The sequence below is a fragment of the Arthrobacter sp. GMC3 genome, assembly GCF_002929305.1.
GTDB lineage: Bacteria > Actinomycetota > Actinomycetes > Actinomycetales > Micrococcaceae > Specibacter.
The window spans coordinates 129,604-147,905 of the sequence record NZ_PJIO01000008.1; the positions used below are offsets into that span (position 1 = coordinate 129,604).

At 62.8% G+C, this 18,302-nt stretch carries 16 protein-coding genes; 7 read left to right on the forward strand and 9 right to left on the reverse strand.

What is annotated here, in order from left to right; all coding sequences use genetic code 11:
- The 4 genes from CXQ94_RS14055 (at position 1) to CXQ94_RS14070 (ending at position 3,819) form a co-directional block, all read left to right on the forward strand.
- Positions 1–948 (forward strand): type II secretion system F family protein, encoded by a 948-nt coding sequence (locus tag CXQ94_RS14055; protein ID WP_104091201.1) that lies wholly within the window; start codon positions 1–3, stop codon positions 946–948.
- 9 nt (positions 949–957) lie between these two features.
- On the forward strand, positions 958–1,839 hold the full coding sequence (locus CXQ94_RS14060) for a type II secretion system F family protein (RefSeq protein ID WP_104091202.1): 882 nt from the start codon (positions 958–960) through the stop codon (positions 1,837–1,839).
- A gap of 82 nt (positions 1,840–1,921) precedes the next feature.
- Entirely contained in the window at positions 1,922–2,380 is a 459-nt protein-coding gene (locus CXQ94_RS14065; protein ID WP_181034228.1) for a TadE/TadG family type IV pilus assembly protein, read from the forward strand.
- The gene (locus CXQ94_RS14070; protein ID WP_104091204.1) at positions 2,368–3,819 is read left to right on the forward strand and encodes a Tad domain-containing protein; all 1,452 of its coding nucleotides are present in this window, start codon (positions 2,368–2,370) and stop codon (positions 3,817–3,819) included. The genes CXQ94_RS14065 and CXQ94_RS14070 overlap by 13 nt, the downstream gene beginning before the upstream one ends.
- Before the next feature lie 7 nt (positions 3,820–3,826).
- On the opposite strand, the gene CXQ94_RS14075 is transcribed toward CXQ94_RS14070, so the two are convergent.
- Both CXQ94_RS14075 and CXQ94_RS14080 read right to left on the reverse strand, forming a co-directional pair.
- Positions 3,827–4,330: an A24 family peptidase gene (locus tag CXQ94_RS14075; RefSeq protein ID WP_104091205.1), complete on the reverse strand. Its 504-nt coding sequence runs from the start codon at positions 4,328–4,330 to the stop codon at positions 3,827–3,829.
- A gap of 42 nt (positions 4,331–4,372) precedes the next feature.
- Positions 4,373–5,623, reverse strand: a complete 1,251-nt coding sequence (locus tag CXQ94_RS14080) for an Ig-like domain-containing protein (protein WP_104091206.1) — start codon at positions 5,621–5,623, stop codon at positions 4,373–4,375.
- A gap of 263 nt (positions 5,624–5,886) precedes the next feature.
- Between CXQ94_RS14080 and CXQ94_RS14085 the strand changes: the two genes are divergently transcribed.
- The gene (locus CXQ94_RS14085) at positions 5,887–8,520 is read left to right on the forward strand and encodes a LuxR C-terminal-related transcriptional regulator (protein ID WP_104091207.1); all 2,634 of its coding nucleotides are present in this window, start codon (positions 5,887–5,889) and stop codon (positions 8,518–8,520) included.
- Between the two features lie 10 nt (positions 8,521–8,530).
- Here the strand turns inward: CXQ94_RS14085 and CXQ94_RS14090 are convergent, their stop codons facing one another.
- From CXQ94_RS14090 to CXQ94_RS14100, 3 genes are all read right to left on the reverse strand, one after another.
- Entirely contained in the window at positions 8,531–9,337 is an 807-nt protein-coding gene (locus tag CXQ94_RS14090; protein ID WP_104091208.1) for an MBL fold metallo-hydrolase, read from the reverse strand.
- A gap of 18 nt (positions 9,338–9,355) precedes the next feature.
- Positions 9,356–9,535, reverse strand: a complete 180-nt coding sequence (locus tag CXQ94_RS14095; RefSeq protein WP_104091209.1) for a hypothetical protein — start codon at positions 9,533–9,535, stop codon at positions 9,356–9,358.
- A gap of 68 nt (positions 9,536–9,603) precedes the next feature.
- Entirely contained in the window at positions 9,604–10,008 is a 405-nt protein-coding gene (locus CXQ94_RS14100; RefSeq protein ID WP_104091301.1) for a DUF3499 domain-containing protein, read from the reverse strand.
- Between the two features lie 75 nt (positions 10,009–10,083).
- Here CXQ94_RS14100 and CXQ94_RS14105 point away from each other — a divergent pair, with 75 nt between their 5' ends.
- Positions 10,084–10,632, forward strand: coding sequence for a metallopeptidase family protein (locus CXQ94_RS14105; RefSeq protein WP_104091210.1), 549 nt, complete (start codon positions 10,084–10,086; stop codon positions 10,630–10,632).
- Between the two features lie 107 nt (positions 10,633–10,739).
- On the opposite strand, the gene CXQ94_RS14110 is transcribed toward CXQ94_RS14105, so the two are convergent.
- From CXQ94_RS14110 to CXQ94_RS14120, 3 genes are all read right to left on the reverse strand, one after another.
- Positions 10,740–12,440, reverse strand: a complete 1,701-nt coding sequence (locus tag CXQ94_RS14110) for a DUF5719 family protein (RefSeq protein ID WP_104091211.1) — start codon at positions 12,438–12,440, stop codon at positions 10,740–10,742.
- Positions 12,433–15,735 carry a glycosyltransferase gene (locus CXQ94_RS14115; RefSeq protein ID WP_306418906.1) on the reverse strand — a complete coding sequence of 1,101 codons (3,303 nt, stop codon included), beginning with the start codon at positions 15,733–15,735 and terminating at the stop codon, positions 12,433–12,435. Before CXQ94_RS14115 ends, CXQ94_RS14110 begins: the two co-directional genes overlap by 8 nt.
- Before the next feature lie 149 nt (positions 15,736–15,884).
- On the reverse strand, positions 15,885–16,424 hold the full coding sequence (locus CXQ94_RS14120; protein ID WP_104091213.1) for a WhiB family transcriptional regulator: 540 nt from the start codon (positions 16,422–16,424) through the stop codon (positions 15,885–15,887).
- Between the two features lie 363 nt (positions 16,425–16,787).
- Between CXQ94_RS14120 and CXQ94_RS14125 the strand changes: the two genes are divergently transcribed.
- The gene (locus tag CXQ94_RS14125) at positions 16,788–17,525 is read left to right on the forward strand and encodes a TIGR03089 family protein (protein WP_104091302.1); all 738 of its coding nucleotides are present in this window, start codon (positions 16,788–16,790) and stop codon (positions 17,523–17,525) included.
- Positions 17,526–17,638: 113 nt separating this feature from the next.
- Here CXQ94_RS14125 and CXQ94_RS14130 read toward each other — a convergent pair whose 3' ends face one another.
- Positions 17,639–18,142 (reverse strand): GtrA family protein, encoded by a 504-nt coding sequence (locus CXQ94_RS14130; RefSeq protein WP_104091214.1) that lies wholly within the window; start codon positions 18,140–18,142, stop codon positions 17,639–17,641.
- Positions 18,143–18,302: the final 160 nt, after the last annotated feature.

Sequence of the window (18,302 nt, forward strand, 5' to 3'; positions counted from 1 at the left end):
ATGCTTCACGATCCCTCCCTACTGGCCGGCGTGGCCCTGATCCTGCTGGCAACGCTCCTTGCCCTGTTCACCACCTTCAAGTCGCGCCGCAGCGGCATTCACATCAGCCGCAGACGGCCAAAAACCGCTGCCACCTCTGCATCGGTGGTTTCCAGGCTGGGTGCCACCGCCGTAGCGGCGGTGGAGCGCCGGGTGGGCAAGAAAGTGAGCGGCCCCTTTGGCCGCGATGCCTTGGGCGGTGCCGGCCTGAAATCGTCGCCGTCCGAATTCATCGTCATCATGCTGGCGGCCTCCATTGGCCTGGCTGCCGTGGGCCTGGTGCTACAGGGACCGATGGCCGCGCTCTTGCTCGCTGCCATGGGCCCGCTGGGAGCCATCGCGCTCGTAAAGTTCAAGACAAGCCGGCGCCTTGCCGCCTTTGACAACCAGCTCAGCGACATGCTGATGTCCCTCTCGGGAAGCCTGCGCGCCGGGCATGGAATTGCCCAGAGCATGCACAGCGCCAGTGTGGAAATGCCCGCCCCCATGGGCGAGGAACTGGCCCGCATAGTCAACGAGTCCAGGGTTGGCAGGCCTGTTACGGATTCGATGGCCGAGGTTGGCAGGCGGATGCAGTGTGAGGACTTTGAATGGCTCAGCCAGGCAATCGAGATCAACCGCGAGGTGGGCGGGGACCTTGCCAGCGTGATGGACCATGTGGCGGAAACCGTTCGTGAGCGCGCGCAGATCAAGGGTCAGGTCCGGGCCCTTGCGGCGGAAGGGAAGTTCTCCGCCTACATCCTCATCGCCCTGCCGTTCTTTGTGGCCCTTTTCATCAACCTGAGCAATCCTGGCTACATGGGTGCGCTCACCAAGTCCCCGCTTGGCTGGATCATGATCGCCACCGGCATGATCATGATGGCGATCGGTTCCTTCTGGATCAGCCGCATGGTCAAGATCAAATTCTAGGAGCCCACCATGACCCCCACAGCCTGGTTGCTGATCGCCGTAGTCGTCCTCCCATTGTCCTACTTCGCCTGGTCAATGATCTCCGTGGACAGGGAAACCGGGACGCTCATCCGGAAACGCCTGCATGCTGCCGCACCAAAATCAGCGACGGGCGTAGCCAAAACCGAGTCAAGCCGGCTGGTCGAGCTGGCCCGCAAGCTGACCCCTCGCGGTTACGTAATGTGGCTGGACAAGTTGCTCGGCAATGCCGGGCGCCCCGCCTCCATGCCCTTGGACAGGCTCTTGACAGTAAAGCCACTGGCGGCGCTGGGCGGAGCCCTGCTCGGCCTCCTGCTGATAGCAAAGTCGCCGCAGGGGGTACTGCTGGCGGTTGGAATAACTGCAGGGTGCTATTTCCTGCCGGACCTGCTGGTGTACAACACCAGCACCAAACGTCAGGCAACCATTGCCCTTGACCTGCCCAACGTCATGGACCAACTCCTCATCTCGGTGGAGGCCGGGCTCGGATTCGAGGCCGCCATGTCCCGGGTGGGCGCAACCGGCAAGGGCCCCATGTCCGAGGAAATGGCCCGGACCCTGCAAGACATCCAGGCCGGCATGACCCGCCGTGAGGCGTACAAGGCCATGGCGGCACGGTCCTCGGTGCCAGACCTGACAAGTTTTGTTGGGGCAGTCATCCAGGCTGACGCCCAGGGGCTCTCGGTGGCCCGTGTCCTGAAACCTCAGGCGGACCAGATGCGGATCAAGCGCCGCCTCCGGGCGGAGGAAAAAGCCATGAAACTCCCTGTGGCCGTGGTTTTCCCGCTACTGCTGTTTATCTTTCCGCCCCTGTTCATCGTCATTTTGGGCCCGGCCGTCATCAATGCCATCGCCGCGTTCTCGGGGCGGTGAGGACATGGACGAGGCAACATCGGACCAGCCAACGTCGCTGGGCAATAGACAGCTAGGGACCAACAGCAAAGGAGGGTGGCAAATGTTTCGTGGACGGAAAAAGCTTGGAAAGGACAGCACCAACAGGCAGCGAGGTGCTGCAGCCGTTGAATTTGCCCTGATCCTGCCATTGTTGCTGTTCATGGTCCTGGGCGTGATCGACTACGGCGTCTTCTTTAGCCAGAACATCAGCCTGCAAAATGCTGCGCGCGAAGGCGCACGGCAGGGAGTGACCCAAGGTGACGTGCTCAAATACACCAACCAGTCCAGGGGCTTGTTGGATGACAAGAAGCTCCAAATCAAGTTCGCCGTCGACACCACGGCTGGAGCCCCCGGCACCATGGTGGTCTGCGTACGCTACCCACAATCGTCGCTGACGGGCTTCTTCTCCTTCGCACTCAAGGGAACTTCCGAGGCGAAATCGGTTATGCGGATGGAAGGCACGGCACCCGTAGCCACGGGATCAAAGAATTGGATTGGGACCACACCATGTACAGCCTAAAAAAGAGACAGCCCCGTTCGAAAGCCGCTCAGGGAACTGCTGCGAAACGTAGCAAGGAGTTCCGCGAACGCGGGGCCACCTCCATACTCCTGGTACTGCTTATTCCGGTCCTTTTTGGTGCTCTTGCCGTGGCCCTGGACTTTGGCAAGCTGTCCTACGAACGCCAGCAACTCAGCAATGCCATGGATGCCTCGGCGCTGGCGGCATCGCAGGACCTGCCCGACCCGGTTTCGGCCAAGGCTGCAGCACTGAAGTTCGCCAAGAGCAACGGTACGAAGACGCCCCCAGACGTCACCTTCTGGTGCGTGGTGGCCTCAACCGGTGCCGCCAAGACGCCCGTCGCCGGACAAATTCCTGCCATCTGCAATCCGGGGGCAACGTCCAAGGCGCAATGTAACGAAACCATCTGTGCCTTTCCTTGCCTCGACAAGTCCCCCAACAAGTGCAACACCATCACTGTCACCGCCAACAAGGATGTCCCCTTCGCGTTCGCACCCGTGATTGGCATCAAGACCGGGAACACCGGTGCACAGTCGTCCAGTGCCTGCCGGGGCTCCTGTGGGGCGCTGTCCCCGAACCCCATGGATATTGCCATCGTCGCCGACAGGACCGGCAGTATGGGTGATAATCTGCCCAAGTTGGTCTCTGGAATCCAAAACACCCTGCAGACCATGACAAAGGCGCAGCAGTATGTGGCGCTGGGCACCATTGGCCGCAGTGTGGATTCGCCCAAAAACGGCACCTGCGTCACCACGGCTTCCACCTCAGAAACGGCCGGCCCGTGGATTCCCATTCCGTACTCCGATAACTACACCGGAACCCCCGCCTTTCCCGGGGCAACCCCACCCCTGAACCCCGCAAGCACCCTGGTCCAAGGAGTGGGCTGCCTGAAGGCTTCCGGCACTGGCACCTACCTCGCATCACCTCTGAAAGCCGCCGCGCGGTACGTGCTCGACGACAACAACCTCAAAGGCATGCAAGAGCGCTCGTCGAAGGCGCGCAAGGCCATCATCTTTGAGACTGACGGCGAGCCCAACGAGGTAAACTTCTCAATTCCAAAAGGAATCGACCCAACCAAGTTGGACAATTCCGTCGACCTCGGCAACAAAGACTTGGCCACCGCATGCAGTAAATTCATTGACGTTGCGAAGAACGCCAAGGCTGCGAACATCCTAGTTGTGACCGTCGCGTTCGGTGGCGCCACTTCTGCAAAATGCGGCACTAGGAACGTGCGCGATGTCCTGGCCGAGGCGGCGTCCGATGACCCCAAGGGCGGTCCCAGTAAGGCCAACACGTGCGCGGGCGCGGATATCGCCGCCGAGAACAGCGACGGGGACTACTTCTTCTGCGCAGCCGACGGCGCGGAACTCGGCCCGATCTTCATCTCGGCAATCAATTCCATCAGCCCCAACTCGCACCTGATCCGTATCCCCGACTGAGCAGGTGCTAGCCCACCGCCAGCACGGCCAGCGCACCGGCAAGCATGAAGGGTCCAAAGGGGATCTGGGTCTTGCCGGTGCCGCGGCGCAAGCCGATGATCGCAATCCCCCACACGGCCGCCAGCGCAAAGGCGAGGAAGGTGCCCCACAGCACGGCGGGCCAGCTGACAAAGCCCAGGTAGAGACCCAGCACAAACGCCAGCTTCACATCGCCCAAGCCCATGCTGGCCGGGGAAATGAGCCGCAGCAATGCGTATACGGTCCAGAGCACCACTCCCCCAAGGACCGTGCGCAAGGCGGTCCCGCCGTCGCCCGTCAACAGGCAGGCCGTCAGCAACAGCACGCCGGCGATGGCTGCGGAGGGGAACACAATTCGGTTGGGCAGCAACTGGTGCTTGATGTCGATGACGGTCAGCCATGCGGACATCAGCAGGAAGTACAGGCCCGCGAGAAGGACCAGCCCAAAGGCGGCGGGCGCGTCCGGCCACAGGGCCGAAAGTGAAGCGATCATGGGCCCGATGCTACGGCATGGGGCCCATGATCCTGTGGACTGCTAGCGGCTCGCGTACTGCTCGAAGGGAATGTTCCAATCGCCAAAGCCGTCAGTGGGGGCGATGGTTTCATTGGGAGTGCCCACGGCGTGGACCAGGTCCCCGGGCTTCATGTTGTTGAAGACCCACGCGGCCCCTTCGGCCGACATGCCGATGCAACCGTGGGACAGGTTGGCGACACCCAGGTACGGCATGGCAGAAGGGGTGGCCTGGTGGATGAAGATACCGCTATTTGCCAGGCGCGTGGCGTACTCCACGTCCACGGAGCCGTAGTCGCCGGGGTCGCCGGGCTTCAGGCCGATGGTGGAGGCCTTGAACGTGGCAAAACGCTGCTTGTCGGCCGTGATGACCAAGAATCCGGAGGCCGACGGGAAGGCGGCGTCGCCCATGGTGACCGGGTAGGTCTTGGCCAGTTGGTCATTGACGAAGATGTTCACGCTCATGGCGGTGGCGTCTGCCTCCATGACCACCTTATTGCCGATGTTCACAGTATCGGTCTTGGAGAAGTTGCCGATCATGCCGTTGCCGAAGTCCACCCCGAAGAGATTCATCTCCACGGTGATGGCGCTATTGGCGGGCCAGTAGTCGGCGGCACGGTAGCGAACCCGGGTGTCGGAGTACCAGTGGAAGGCACCGACTTGCCCCGTGGAGGAGGTGATCTTGATGGCGTTCTCTACGGCTTCTTTGTTGATCACCGGTTCGCTGAAGTTGAATTCCAGCGGCTGTGCCACGCCCACGGTTGCCCCTGAGGACGGGTACATCACCAGATCAGCCTCATGAGTTGCGGGCACTGTGGTGAAGGTGCTCACGTGAGTGGCCCTCGTGCCGGCCGAATCAAGGGTGGTGACGGTGAAGGTGTAGCCGGTGTTGAATTTCAGCGGTCCCTGCGAAATCCACTTCTGCCCGCTGACAAAGAGCTCACCGCCAATGGTTTCGCCGGTGGCGGTGTCCTCGAGAATGGCGCTGGAGACCGTGCCGTTTTCTGCCTGGGCCACAACGGGTGTGCCCGGATTTACAGAGGCCGCACCCTTCTCCGGCGTGGTGGTCACCGTCACCGGAATGGCCGGCGGCTTCGGAGTGGAAGAAGGCGTTGGGGCTGCGTCGCCCGGAGTCTTCGACGAGCTAGCGGCAGGAAGCCAGGTGGTGGCCGTTGCTGCTCCCACACCGCCTCCAACAATGACAAGAGCGACCACGGAGATCATGGCGATCTTCCATCCCCGGCGAGGCTTCTTGGTCTGTTCCAGCTCCGGCATTCATTCTCCCCATTCGGTGGACTTATTCAGCGCAGTCGCGACGGCGCAATACAAAGCTTTTGGCTAATTTTACGCCATGAGGGCCCTGGGAAACGCCACAGGGCTGAACACGATTTGGTGTCAGTGTGAATTGACAGCTAAATGCCAGGTAATCCCTAGAATGTAACTGCGGTCACTATTCCCCCAAGGTTCTTGGGTCAATGGTGACCCATTGGTCTTGTCACTTCCGGTACGGCGGTGGCGCATGAAATGGGGGAAAACTCATGGCTCGTGGGGCGAGCATTGGGAAAATTGTTGCGCAATTGGCGGATACGTCCTCCAGAGGTGTGCTTGTTGTGGGCTTGCCAGGCACCGGAAAGACGTGGATGCTGGGCCAGGTACTGACAGCCTTGGGCGAGGAGGCAGTCGCCATCCGCCTCTCGCCCAGCAAGGTCCTCTCAGCGGTCCCATTTGGCGCTGTCAATGCGCGCGTGGGACCAACCCTGATCCGCAGCAGCGACTACTACGAGGTCCTCAACGGGCTGCTGGAAGAGATTCGCGGGGGCTTTGAACGTGCAGGCCACGTTGTCCTGATGGTCGACAACGGCGAATTTTTGGATGAGAGCAGTGCCGCGGTCATCATGCAGGCCATCATGTCCACGCATGCCAAACTCCTCTTAGTAGACCGCCCGGGGCACCATCACACCCATCTGCGGGAATTGTGGCGTGACGGACACTTGTCACGGTTTGAGATGGAGGCGCTGAAACCGGCCGACGTGCGTTCGTTCCTCGAAGACGTGCTGGGTGGCACGGTTTCCAGCGCCGCCGCGGACTACCTGTGGAGCCGTTCTGCCGGCAATCCACTGGCCCTGAAGGGGCTGGTCTCCGGTGCCATGGAGGAACGGTCCTTGCACCAAATCGACGGGGTATGGATGCTTGAACATCCCGGGGACAAGCTTGGCTCCGAGGCTCGGGAGCTCCTGCAGATGGAAATCGACCGGCTGAATCCGCCCGCCCGGCGGGTCCTGGAAATCTTGGCACTGGCGGGGCCTTTGCCGTTGGATGTTGTCCTGGACTTGGCCGATCCGGAGGCCGTGGACGAGATTACGCAGCGAGACATGGTTTCCAGGGTTCCCGGCGAGCGGGTGACGTTGTGGCTTTCCCGCCCGGTGACCGCCGCCTCTATCCGGCGCATGGTCCCCTTTGGGCGCCGCCGTCGGCTCCTGGAGGAAGTCACCGCAATCTTCGCCGTCAACGATGATTCGACCCCGGAAATGCTGATCAATTTCACCCGCTGGGCGGTAGATTGCGGCGTTCCCGTACCTGATGCGCAGGTCTTGGCCGCGGCTACGTGGGCCAATCAGCTGTTCCGCGCCAATGACGCCCTCTATCTTTGCAGCCTTCCGGTCGCCGATCACTGCCTGGCCGCGCTGCGGGCCCAACGCTCCATTGCCCAGTTGAATCAAAACCACGTTGAGCACGCCCAATCCCTTGCCGTGAAGAGTCTCGCGGAAGCGGTTACGCCCGACGTCGGCGCTTCCGCGATTCAGGCACTTCACCTCGCTTTCGCCTCGGATCCGTCCCACAGCTCCCACGTGTCTGAGGGGCTGCGCCGCTACGAAGAAAAGTTTGGCGCGGTGCGCCTGACTGTGGATTCAACGCATGCCGATGTTGAGGTTTTGACCGTGCAGGCCATGTCTGAGCTGGCTTCCGGTGATAGTACGTCCGCGCTTGAACTTGTTCTGGCGTTGCTGGAGCACCCGCTGACGGCCAACCGGATTGATAAGACCCTGTTGAAGTCACTGCTGTGCGAGATCCACACCGCCATGGGGCGGCTCGGAAGCGCAGCGGCCTTGGCCGATGACATCATGGCCGAGCTTGACGGTCCCCAACCCTTCCCACGCCTCGATATTGCCCTCTTGGCCCACGCCCGCGCCGCCCTGGCCTACATTGGCGCCGGCAACTGGGCCGCCGCGGGCAGGGTCCTCCAGCCACAAGTATTTCCCCACCCGGAGCTTTCCCTCATCGGCGGCGGGCTGCGGGAATTGGCGGCGGCCACGATGCATATCCGGCGAGGGCACATCGATGAGGCGTTGGCAGTCATTGTCCCGGCTGTGGGCCTGCTGGCCGTCCACGATCCGTGGCTGATGCTTCCCAGCGCGTGGGGGGCCATGGCGTATTGCCTGGCGGTCCGGGGAGACAGCGCGGGAGCTCAAAAACCCCTAGACCAGCTGAGCGCCGCCGCTTTCAGGGGAACGAGTTCCCACCAGGTAGGAGGCGCCGCCTACGCTGCTGCCGCCAGGATCTTGACGGGCCATGGGGACGGGGGCTTCATGGAACTCGAAGGCTTGCTGCACACCTGCCAGGAACGCGGTCATGCCGGAACCGAACTGACCGTACTGACCCTCCTCATCCAGGCAGGTGCGCACACGCACGTGCCGCGGCTGGCGGAAGTGGCAGAGCTTCTGGACGCAGAAGACAAGATCGTGTTCCAGGACTGGGCCGCCGCGCTTGCCTCGCAGGACCCGGCCACAATGGCGCAGGCTGGCCACGTTGCCAAGGAATTCGGCTTCGATCGGATTTCCCGGGAGCTTGCGGTGGCTGCCCGAGGCGGCTCTCAGGACGAAATCATCAATCCGTGGAGTCTGGACGCCGCCCATTTCCCGGGCGACAAACCCGCGCATTCTCCGGTGCCGCCTCTGCCGAGCGCCTCCGCAAACGGGAAACCAAAGATGACTCGCCGGGAATACGAGATTGCCGCCCTGGTGTCACAGGGCAAGTCCAACAGCGCCGTGGCCGAGCATCTGAACGTGTCCCTGCGCACCGTTGAAGGCCATCTGTACCGAACCTTCATCAAAATGGGCTTGCAATCAAGGGAACAACTGGCGGCCTTGCTGGTCACGGAGCTGGCAAGCTGAGCCGCCCGGCTTAGTTTCCTGTGCCTTCGGCGCGCAAGTACGCGAGCTGGGCTTCCACTGAGAGTTGTGCGGCCCCTTGGACGTTTGCGGGTACGTCGCCGTATACCTCGGCGGTCACGGCGGCAGCGTCAGGGGCTTCCCCTGTGCGGGCCTGCAAAAGTGCGACGGCGGTACGCACCTGGGCCAGTCGCTCCCGCCGGTGTTCCTGGTAACCGGCTGCGGCAATGGCAAGGTCGGCCAAGACAGGGCCATGCCCCGGCAGGGCCTTGCGCACTCCCCCGACACTTCCGCGGATTCGCAACTTCTCCAAGGAGGTGAGGTAGTCGCCCAGGCGGCCGTCGGGATGGCAAATGACGGTGGTGCCCCGGCCCAAAACGGTGTCTCCTGTCAAGACCGAGCTGTGGCCGTCGTCGCCCGTCACCTCAAAACACAGAGAGTCGGAGGTATGGCCGGGCGTGGCGAGCACGGTAATGTCCAGGCCTGCCGCGCGAATCACCTCACCGTCGGCCAGCGGCTCCCCCGCGTGGCAGAAGTCCGGATGGGCTGCGCGGACTGGGGCACCGGTGATTTGATGCAGCCGGGCACTGCCGTCGGTGTGATCCCCGTGGTGGTGGGTGATGAGGATCAGCCCCACCGTGCCGGCGTCGGCCAGTTCCTGCAGGTGCTCTTCAAGGAGAGGACCCGGATCCACCACCACCACTGTGGGCGAATCAGCAGCCCCGAGAACATAGGAGTTGGTGCCCTCCAACGTCATTGGACCGGGGTTGTTTGCGCGCAGAGACCTGCTGAGGGTGTCTATCTGCTGCCAGTTCGTCATGTTCCCGAGTTTTCCCGGCTACCCTGCCAGCTGATCGGGTCGCAGCAGCAGCGGGATGCCCTCGTCGATGGCGTAGCGCAACGGCTGCCCATCAGGGCCTGGCACCGTACTGAGGAGTTCACTACCCTCTTGCACCAAGCGTGAGCCTGTCACGGGGCAACGCAATACCGACAACAGGGCTTCACTAATTTTTGCCATGATCTTCTTTCTTGCTGATGTGCTTTGCCTCGATGCTACCCGGAGCAGGCGTGCGAATGCAGAAAGCGTTAGTCCTTGAGGATGTGCAAGTGTGCACGTCGTCCGGTGCCGCCGCTGGGCACGCCTCGGGGCGCCATCAAGGGACGCTCCAGAGAACCGCGGGTTTCGCGCTGTGCCTGGGGACCGTCGTCGTCCGGTTCCGAGTAGGCCGCCTCACGGACGGCGTCGGCCAACGCCAGAAGGTCATCGGGTCCGGGCGCCGGAGGGGTGTCTGATCGGGCCAGGTGAATGACTTCCCAGCCACGCGGAACCGTCAGCCGGGCCGAATGCTTGGCACACAGGTCATAACAATGAGGTTCGGCAAAGGATGCCAGCGGACCCAACACTGCGGTGGAGTCGGCGTAGACATACGTCAGCGTGGCCACGGCCGACTCGCGGCAGGCAGACCGGGTGCATTGACGAAGGGTTCCCACGATGAATAAGATTACCCGTCTTTGCCGCAAATGCCCTCCACGGCTCACTGGGGTCAGGTGAACTAGAGTGAAATCATGCAGTTCAACCAGCACGAACCAGGGTTCCGTGTCACCTTTAACGACACCGAAGCAGCAACCGGGGACGCGGCCTCGGGGCAGCCGGCCGTCCTGCCCCGCTCTTTTGCGCGGCGCCGCCGTAACCGTCACGACCGCGGGCTGCGCGGGGCCTTGATGCCGGCAAGCCTGCCTGCCGCCCGTACACGGAGCGAGAAGTTCGATGATTTGGTGGTTGACTCCGCCGAGCGCCTACGTGAACTGTGGGGTACTGCCCTGGAGGACGTGGAGTATCTGGTGGAGGAAGTTCCCGACAACTTGGAGGCGATCATTGCCTCCAAGTCCCAGGCCCCCTTGGGCAAGTACCGGGCTGCCTCAATCCCCGCCCCTGGCCGGGACGCTACGCCGGCGGCAATCGTCATCTACCGTCATCCGGTGGAGGCCCTGTGCGACGCCCCCTGGCAAACCCGCGAACTAGTTCATGAGGTCTTGATTGAGCAGGTGGCGGGGCTGCTGAACATTGACCCGGACACCGTCGACCCGCTTTTTCGGCGCTTTCGCGGGCGCTGACCGGGCGGCGCACTTCCGCTATGCGCTGGACCCGGCACCAGTTTGCCGCAACGTAATCACGGGCGCCAAACCCGCCGGGAGTCCAGCGCAGAACTATCTAAAGCCGCTCAGTATCCCGTGACGATGTTCAGCGACGGTGAGTCCTTGGCCGTGCCGGCGATAGGCAGGACGGCGACGTTTGCCGAGTCCTTGTTGCCCAACAACTGTGTACCGAAAGCGGGATCGCCCGCGGCCGAGACCAGCACGGCCGCGGTGCCAGAGCCCAGAAGCGCTCCGGGGTCCACCACGTTGGTGATTCCGGGTTTGAGCTCCACCGTCTTCGCTGCACCCAACACACCCTCAGCGGAGACCGGCACCAGTGTCACAGTGGCGGATCCCGTGGGCGCCGTGAACACGAGGCTCGAGTCAGTTGAGGAAGGCAAGGTCAGAAGGTGGTTGTCACCCAAACGGGGAGTGGACGGAGCCACGGCAAAGTCGACGGCGTCGCCAGGTTTTGTGGAGTTGACCAGCCGGACTGCCGCCGTTACGGCGTAATCCGCGCGCACGCTAACTGAATAGGTCCCCTGAGGCAGGCCGGCAAGCGGGAGCTCGCTGACCTTTCCGGCCCGAGCGGTGAACACTCCGCCGTTGGGCAACGCAACCTGACCCGACGGGCCATATGCCTTGACTTCCACCACGGAGTCGGTGGCTCCGGGAACGGTCACCTGCAGCGCCGTGGCGGCATCGTCATAGCCGCTCTGGGTCGAAATTTTCTCAGCCGTTGAGGGCTCCTGGACCCGCACGCCGGGGATTGTTTGCGTGGTTGAGGGCGCTTGCACCGGGGCCAGATAATCAACGCCGCCAGGAGTCAATCCGCGCAGAACGGACTGCTGGATGACGGCGGAGACAGCCCCGCCGGTGCTCTTGACGTGAACGCTCAGTAGCTTCTGGTCTGGTGCCAGTCCGGAGAGCACCACGGAATGTGAGGTGCCCGGAGCCACCACCAAGCCCTTGCCCCCGGGGGCCTGGATGGGACCGGTGGCGCCGTAAAACTCAAGGCCCACTGTGGCTGGGCTACCGGTGGAGTTGGCAAGCGTCAAAACCGCCGTGCGGCCCACCACTGTGCTGGCACCGCTCAACCAAAGATCGTTGGCAGGGAGCTGGCAGGTGGCTGCGGCAAGCCCCTTCAGGTCGCCGTCGCTGGCATTGACCACAACTGCGCCGGCACTGCGCGAATTTTGCCCGCCCAGCGGCAAGGCGCGCAGCACAGAAATACCGTCCACATCCTTGTCACGCTCGACGGCGGCTTTGCCCTTCGCCACGCCCGTCACCGGGGCCAGGCTGGGTGTCGCAGACGCGGCGGCACTGGCATCCGCCGAAACCTCCGGCGCCTTGGAAAGTGTGAAAAGCGGTACGGCCTTCTCATCCAGGCGGCCAGCAGTGGCGCCGGGGAGAACGCCGTCGTCATTACTGAGCACCACAGCGCTCAACAACGACTTGGTGGAAGAGGAACCAGCCGAGAACTCGGGATCGGCCCCTGCAGCAGAGCCGCTGAGCAACTGGGTGGGCCCGGCACAATTCGCCAGGGAAACGCCCACGGGCAGCACCTGCGCGTTGGCGGTGATGCGGGCTGTGGCGTCCGCTCCCGGCAATGCCGAGCCTGCAACCACCACCGCAACGGCCAGCAAGGCTGTGCCTGATCCGGCGACCACCAGGGGCCACCGCCTCTGGCGTTTCTTGCGCGCCTTGCGCGATGGGGTCTTCACGGCGACGTCCTTTTCAGGGACAGCACCGAGCAACTGGTCCTTGGATTCTTGATCCTCAGGCACCTCTACCTACCTTTTGCAAGGACGCCTCGTCCCGGTATGAACCGGTCCGGCCACGCCGTGCCCGCAGCGGAATGGCCAGCAGCACAGTCAGTCCAAGAAGGACTATCTGCACCAGGCTCATCACGGTGTTCCAGGGCTGTACATAACGAATTTCAAGGGTTCCAGCGGTGGCCGGCAGTTCGAACGACTGGGCCCAACCATCTTGCACAGACTTCAGTTGAGAACCATTAAGCCAGGCACTCCAGCCCGGATCAAAGCGTTCAGCGAGGACCACGCGGCGGCCCTGCGCACCTTCCGGCACGGACGTGTCTACGTTCTGTCCGGCCGAGGGAAGCGGCGCAATGGCCGTACCCTTCGCGTCAACCAACCTGACCCGGGTCACCACGTCCGTGGTGCCGGCGTCCTGGTAGGTGGGCTTGACCCTCCAGAGCCAACCGGAATCGGTGGGCCCCACGGTGTCCAGCCCGGGGACTGCCTCCAGCTCGCCGGCCACAAGTTCAGCCGCGGTGTCACCGTTTTGCAGGACCACAAAACCCACACCGAGTTCCATGAGTTCGGGGCGCGGATCAATGCCGGTTTTCGCCATCATTGCTGCTACGGTTTCGCGCAGCATCCGCGTTGCCGCGTCGGGATCCTGCACTGTCTCTGCTCCCGGGCGGCCGGTGATCGTCTGGGCTGCGGCAATGCTGGAGAGTGTGTCCAGAACTGTGCCAGCGCCCTGCATGAGAGTCGCCTGGACACCGCCGTCGGGAAGCAATCGCAGCACAATGGTGCGGCTCGCCTCGGGACCGGTGCCCCTGTCGGCGGCCGTGGCCGGGATGGTTCCGGCTGTCAACGGCTTAACAAGGGTGGTCCCGGCCAAGCTGGTCGCACTGCCTGAAAGGCTGTTGGAGCTCCACAGCGCCAAGCTGACTACGGGACCGGCCACCAGCACCATGCTCAGGACCGCGGCGGCCACGCGAGCACCGCGGTTACCCCGCGAAACACCAGAGGCTTCGGCACCGCCGCGCACCCTTCTGGACACCTCGGGGGCGTCGTACGCTCCGCGATAGACGGCGTCGAATCCCAACAGTGCGGCTCCCAGGAGGGCGAACAGCGCCACCGAGACGGCGGGGCCGTTGAACGGCGTGACCAAGGTATCGCGTTCCACGGCCACGGCGATCAGCTTGGTGCCGTAGGAAAGTGCAAGCGCCAGGACGGCCACCAGCCACAGCGTCCGGACAGTTCCGGAACGTCGCAGGGGTGCAAGCAAGGCGATCAGCGCCACCAGCACCACGGGGACGCCAATGATCAAGACCGCCGCCCAGGTCCACACTGGTTCTGTGGCAATGGCGCCGGTGCCCAGGAGATTGCCGGAGGGAACAACCGCATCAGGGAAACCCAAGAGTTGCTGCCACAGTGGGCCGGGAGTGCCGGCCAATGGGACTCCAGGATCACCCAACAGTGCCCGTGGAGTGGAAATCGCGGACCAAACGAAGGGCAGGTACAGGGCTGCCGAGGGCACCAGGGACCACCACAAGGTCCTGCCCCTGCGTCCCAGGACCAGCGTTGCTCCAAGTACGGCAATGATGGCCAACGGGAAAAGGCTGGGCGCAGCGGCTGTGAGGGCCGCCAGTGCCAGTCCGGCACCGGCAGCGGCCGTCCAGGACGGGTTGCCGTCAACGCCGGGCCGGCCAAGCTTCACGGTGGCGGATGCCTGTGCAGCCTTCCTGGCTGCCGCGGATCCAGATTTCCCACCAACGGCGCCGCCGGCAGCGCGGACCAGTCCCAGGACGACCAGTGGAATCAGCACGTGGGCCAGCAAGGCGCCCAAGCGCCCCTGTCCCAGTGCCGTCTGGAGCACCGGTGCGCCAGCCCAGATCAGTCCGGCGATGACACGCGGCCACCTTTTGCGAGTGAACGCCCCTGCGGCCAGCCATGCGGCGAACCCGGAGAGCGGGACGGCCAGCACCACCAGCCACAGGACGGCTGTGGAACCATTGCCGAGGCCGATTGCGGCAAGGACGAGCAAAACATAGTTGAACGGGCTGCCGTGCCCTGGCAGGCCCGATCCCAAGGAAATCCACCAGTCGGTTGCGTGCTGGTAGATCGAGCCAATTTGCTCGGACAGCGGCAGCAGGGCGCCGCCCGTCAACGCGGGGGCACCGAGCAGGCGTGAAAGGGTCACAAGGGCCAAAAGCGTGAGAACCAGGGTCAGAGCCAGTCCGCTGACAATCGGCGCAGTCTTGCCGGTAACCAAAGGCGTCACTGCCTCGTTATGGGCATCACCTGTCGGCTCCAGGATGGACGGCATGGCCGCATCGTGGTCCGCGGCGTCGTCGTCGGGACCCACCGCCTCACGCAGGGACTTGAGCTGGTTCAGGGACTCTTCCCTGCCGGCCATCAGACCCTTGTGGGCCGAGCGCGGATGAATCCTTGTTTGGGCTAATGCGGCACGGCTACGCGCCAAGGCCATGGGACGCATGACCCCGGCGAAGGTCGCGGCAAACATGGCGACGGCGTGCCCGGGAGCCTTCAGCAAGAAGCCGGCAAAGAGCCAGTAGATGGCCGAAAGGACGGCTCCCACAGCTAGGAACGGAACCTGCCACAGCGGTGCGTGCTTCAAACGAATGAAAATGGCCGCCTTGCGGGCCGCCGACGGTGCGCCCAAGGCGTTGGCACGGTGCACTGCATGGAACATTTTCGCGCCTGGGACCACCAGTACGCGGTGTCCGGCTAAGCGGACCCTGGCACAGAAGTCGATGTCGTCTCCGGGCCCAGGGAGCGCGGGGTCAAAGCCGCCAAGCTTCTCCCAGACGTCCCGGCGCACCAGCATGCCAGCGGCGTTGACGGCGAAAAAGTCCGAGCGGTGGTCGTATTGCCCCTGGTCTAGCTCATCAAGGTTGACCATGGTGAAGCGGTCAAACCATTTGTTGGCTATCAGCCCCACATCCACCAAGCGGCGCGGCTGGTCCCATGCCAGTTGCTTGCAACCAACCACGGTGGCGGTGGTGGAGCGTTCCACGGCCTCCAACAGCTTTTCCAGCGCATCCGGGGCAGGGGCTGCGTCGTCTTGCAGCAGCCAGATCCACTCCTGGGCACCCAATTCCGGAGTCGGGGACGGCGCCGACGAGGAGGCTGACGATGCGGAGGAACCGGCGTCGTTCGCGGACGAAGCTGAAGCCGGGGCACCCACCAGGTGGCCAGTCAGAGTGCGCTTCTGGTGTTCCAACACGGCGTTGACGGCGGCACCATAGCCGCCTTTGCGCCCGTCGAAGGAAATGACGTTGCGTTCGCCCAGTTCCTTACGCAGCAATTCCCCGGAATTATCCGTTGAATCGACATCTGCGCCCAGGACCACAGTGGCCGGCCGCGTTTGATGGGCCAGGGCCGTTAGGACAGTGGGTAGGTAGGCGCCGCCGTTGTGGGAAACCAGAACGGCGGTGACTTTTACTGCTTCAAGAATTAGACCGCTCGTTTCCGCAGCCGCCGGCGTTCACGCTCGGACAGGCCGCCCCAGATTCCAAACCGCTCATCATTTGCAAGAGCGTATTCCAGACACTGCGCCTTGACATTGCAAGCACCGCACACCTTTTTGGCGTCACGCGTGGACCCACCCTTTTCCGGGAAAAACGCCTCCGGATCGGTCTGGGCACACAAAGCATCCGTCTGCCAGCCTAGTTCACCTTCGTCGCTGAAGTCGTCAAGACCGGGCCGTAAACCGATCCAGATCGGGGCTAGGACGCCCGGCTTCTGCGTCAGATCTTCCCCGGCACCCAGCTGCTGGCCATCGAGTTCGTCGTCGTCGTTGTGCTCTTTCAAGAACGCGGTGGCCGCATCCTCCAAGGCTTCTCGGTTTGCTTGTTCAAAAGACTTTGCGGCCAACGGATCGGCAGGATCGACGAACCAGTCTGAAGGCACCCCACGGGAGCTGCGGCTGGCCGCTGCCTGGCTTTCCTCGGACTCATTAAATTTGTTTGTCACACTCAGCTGCGCTTGCCCCATGATCGTCCTCCTGAATGTTGCTGCATAACGAATTTTGGCCGCGATGTGCGGTTCTTGTGCCTTTGGCGGCGGTTCGTGGCTCTAATTACATCTATGTAAGTCGCTGACGTCAAGCGGGCAGGGGATCATATCCATGCATTGCCGTATTGAAGTGGCACGCCACGCCCGGCGATTTCATCCTGTTACTCGCCGGGGTTTAGCCCTTTCGCTTCCCAAGCTGTGTGCTTCCTGAGTATTTTCACGGGTTGCCGGGCTTTTTTCGACTGCGAACATGACACGAGTGTGACGTATTTCATGTTTCGACTTGCAATTTGTAAAATCGAAGGAAATACTTTTGCCGACGGACGTGGAAAGATCGGTTTCATGGCTCAACCACTGCGCACCATCGAAAACCTTTTGAACGCTTTTCGCACCCAGAACGCCACGTCGCCACGGCTGACCTGGTACGGCCCGGATTCTGAGCGTGTCGAATTGTCAGGGCGAGTCCTGGAAAATTGGGTGGCCAAGACAGCCAACTATCTTGTTGATGAGTTGGATGCCGAACCCGGAACCGTTGTTGCCGTGGACATGCCCGTGCATTGGAGATCCCTTGTCTGGCTATTGGCAAGCTGGGCCGTTGGCGCAACTGCGCTCCCCCAGAGCCCGCCCGACGCCGGATCCCGCCTGGCCGACATCGTGGTCACCACCCGCCCTGCCGAAGCACTGGCGGCCAGCAACGCGGCAGGCAGGCTGCCGTTTGTTGTCGCCGTAGCACTGCCCGCCCTGGCCATGCGGTGGATCGGTGAACTGCCGGCAGATGCACTTGACTATTCCGGGGGTGTTCGCGCCCACTCCGACGTCTTTTTTGCCGACGCCGCCCCGTCCGAGGACGCAGCCGCCTGGGAGTCACAGGCTGGTGCCGTCACCTACGCCGAGCTCCTGGCGGCTGAGGGTGCTACTGCCGGCCCCGAACGGATCCTGCTGCAGGCCGCAGACGGTTGGGACGCCGTCGTCCGCGCGTCATTACGCATTTGGGCGGCCGGGGGCTCCGTGGTGTTGCTGGATCCGACGGTCCCGGCCACAGACCATCTGCGAACAGTGGAAAACGTGACAGCCGGATAACACTGCCCACGGATCTTCGAGTGGGCAGATAACGTGAGTAACAAGCAAAAATCCCACGTTATCTGCGCACTCGCGAAGACAACGTGGGATCGTACGGCCACGGATGGGCGCTATTAAGCTTTGGGGTCGGCCTCGATGAGCTTGTGGTCGTCCGCAAAGCCCGGCTCGGCGTCGAGCTCTTCGGTGAAGACCCAGAAGCGGTAGGCGAAGAAGCGGAAGATGGTGCCCAGGATCAGGCCAATGACGGATCCGGCGATGAAGTCAGCCTGGGTGCTTTGAAAGCCGAGCACCCAGTGGGAGATGTACACGCAGGCGCTGGCGATGCCGATGCCCACCGCGTTCATGATGACGAACATGGTTACTTCACGCACCATGTTGGCCTGGCGGCGGTGGCGGAAGGTCCAGTACCTGTTGGCCAACCAGGAGAATACCGTGGCGACAAGTGCCGAGACGATCTTTGCCTTGGTGGGGTGGCCGCTCATGGAACCGTTGAGGAGCCAGAGGTAAATGCCGGAGTCAATGACAAAGGCGATACCGCCTACGAGGCCGAATTTAGCCACTTCACGCCAGAACAGGCCAAAGAGACCCCTGATGCGTGCGGTTAGTTTCTGGTACATGTTCCTCCGAGTAGCGACCACCGCCAAAATGGATTCTGGCGGTTCGTCCCACCCTAAATTCTAGGCCGTAGCTGCACGGGCACCTGACGGCGGTAGGCAAAAATTGCTCCTGGAAAGCCCAAAAGCAGGTTTCAGCATACTCTTTCGGTACTCTGGGGAC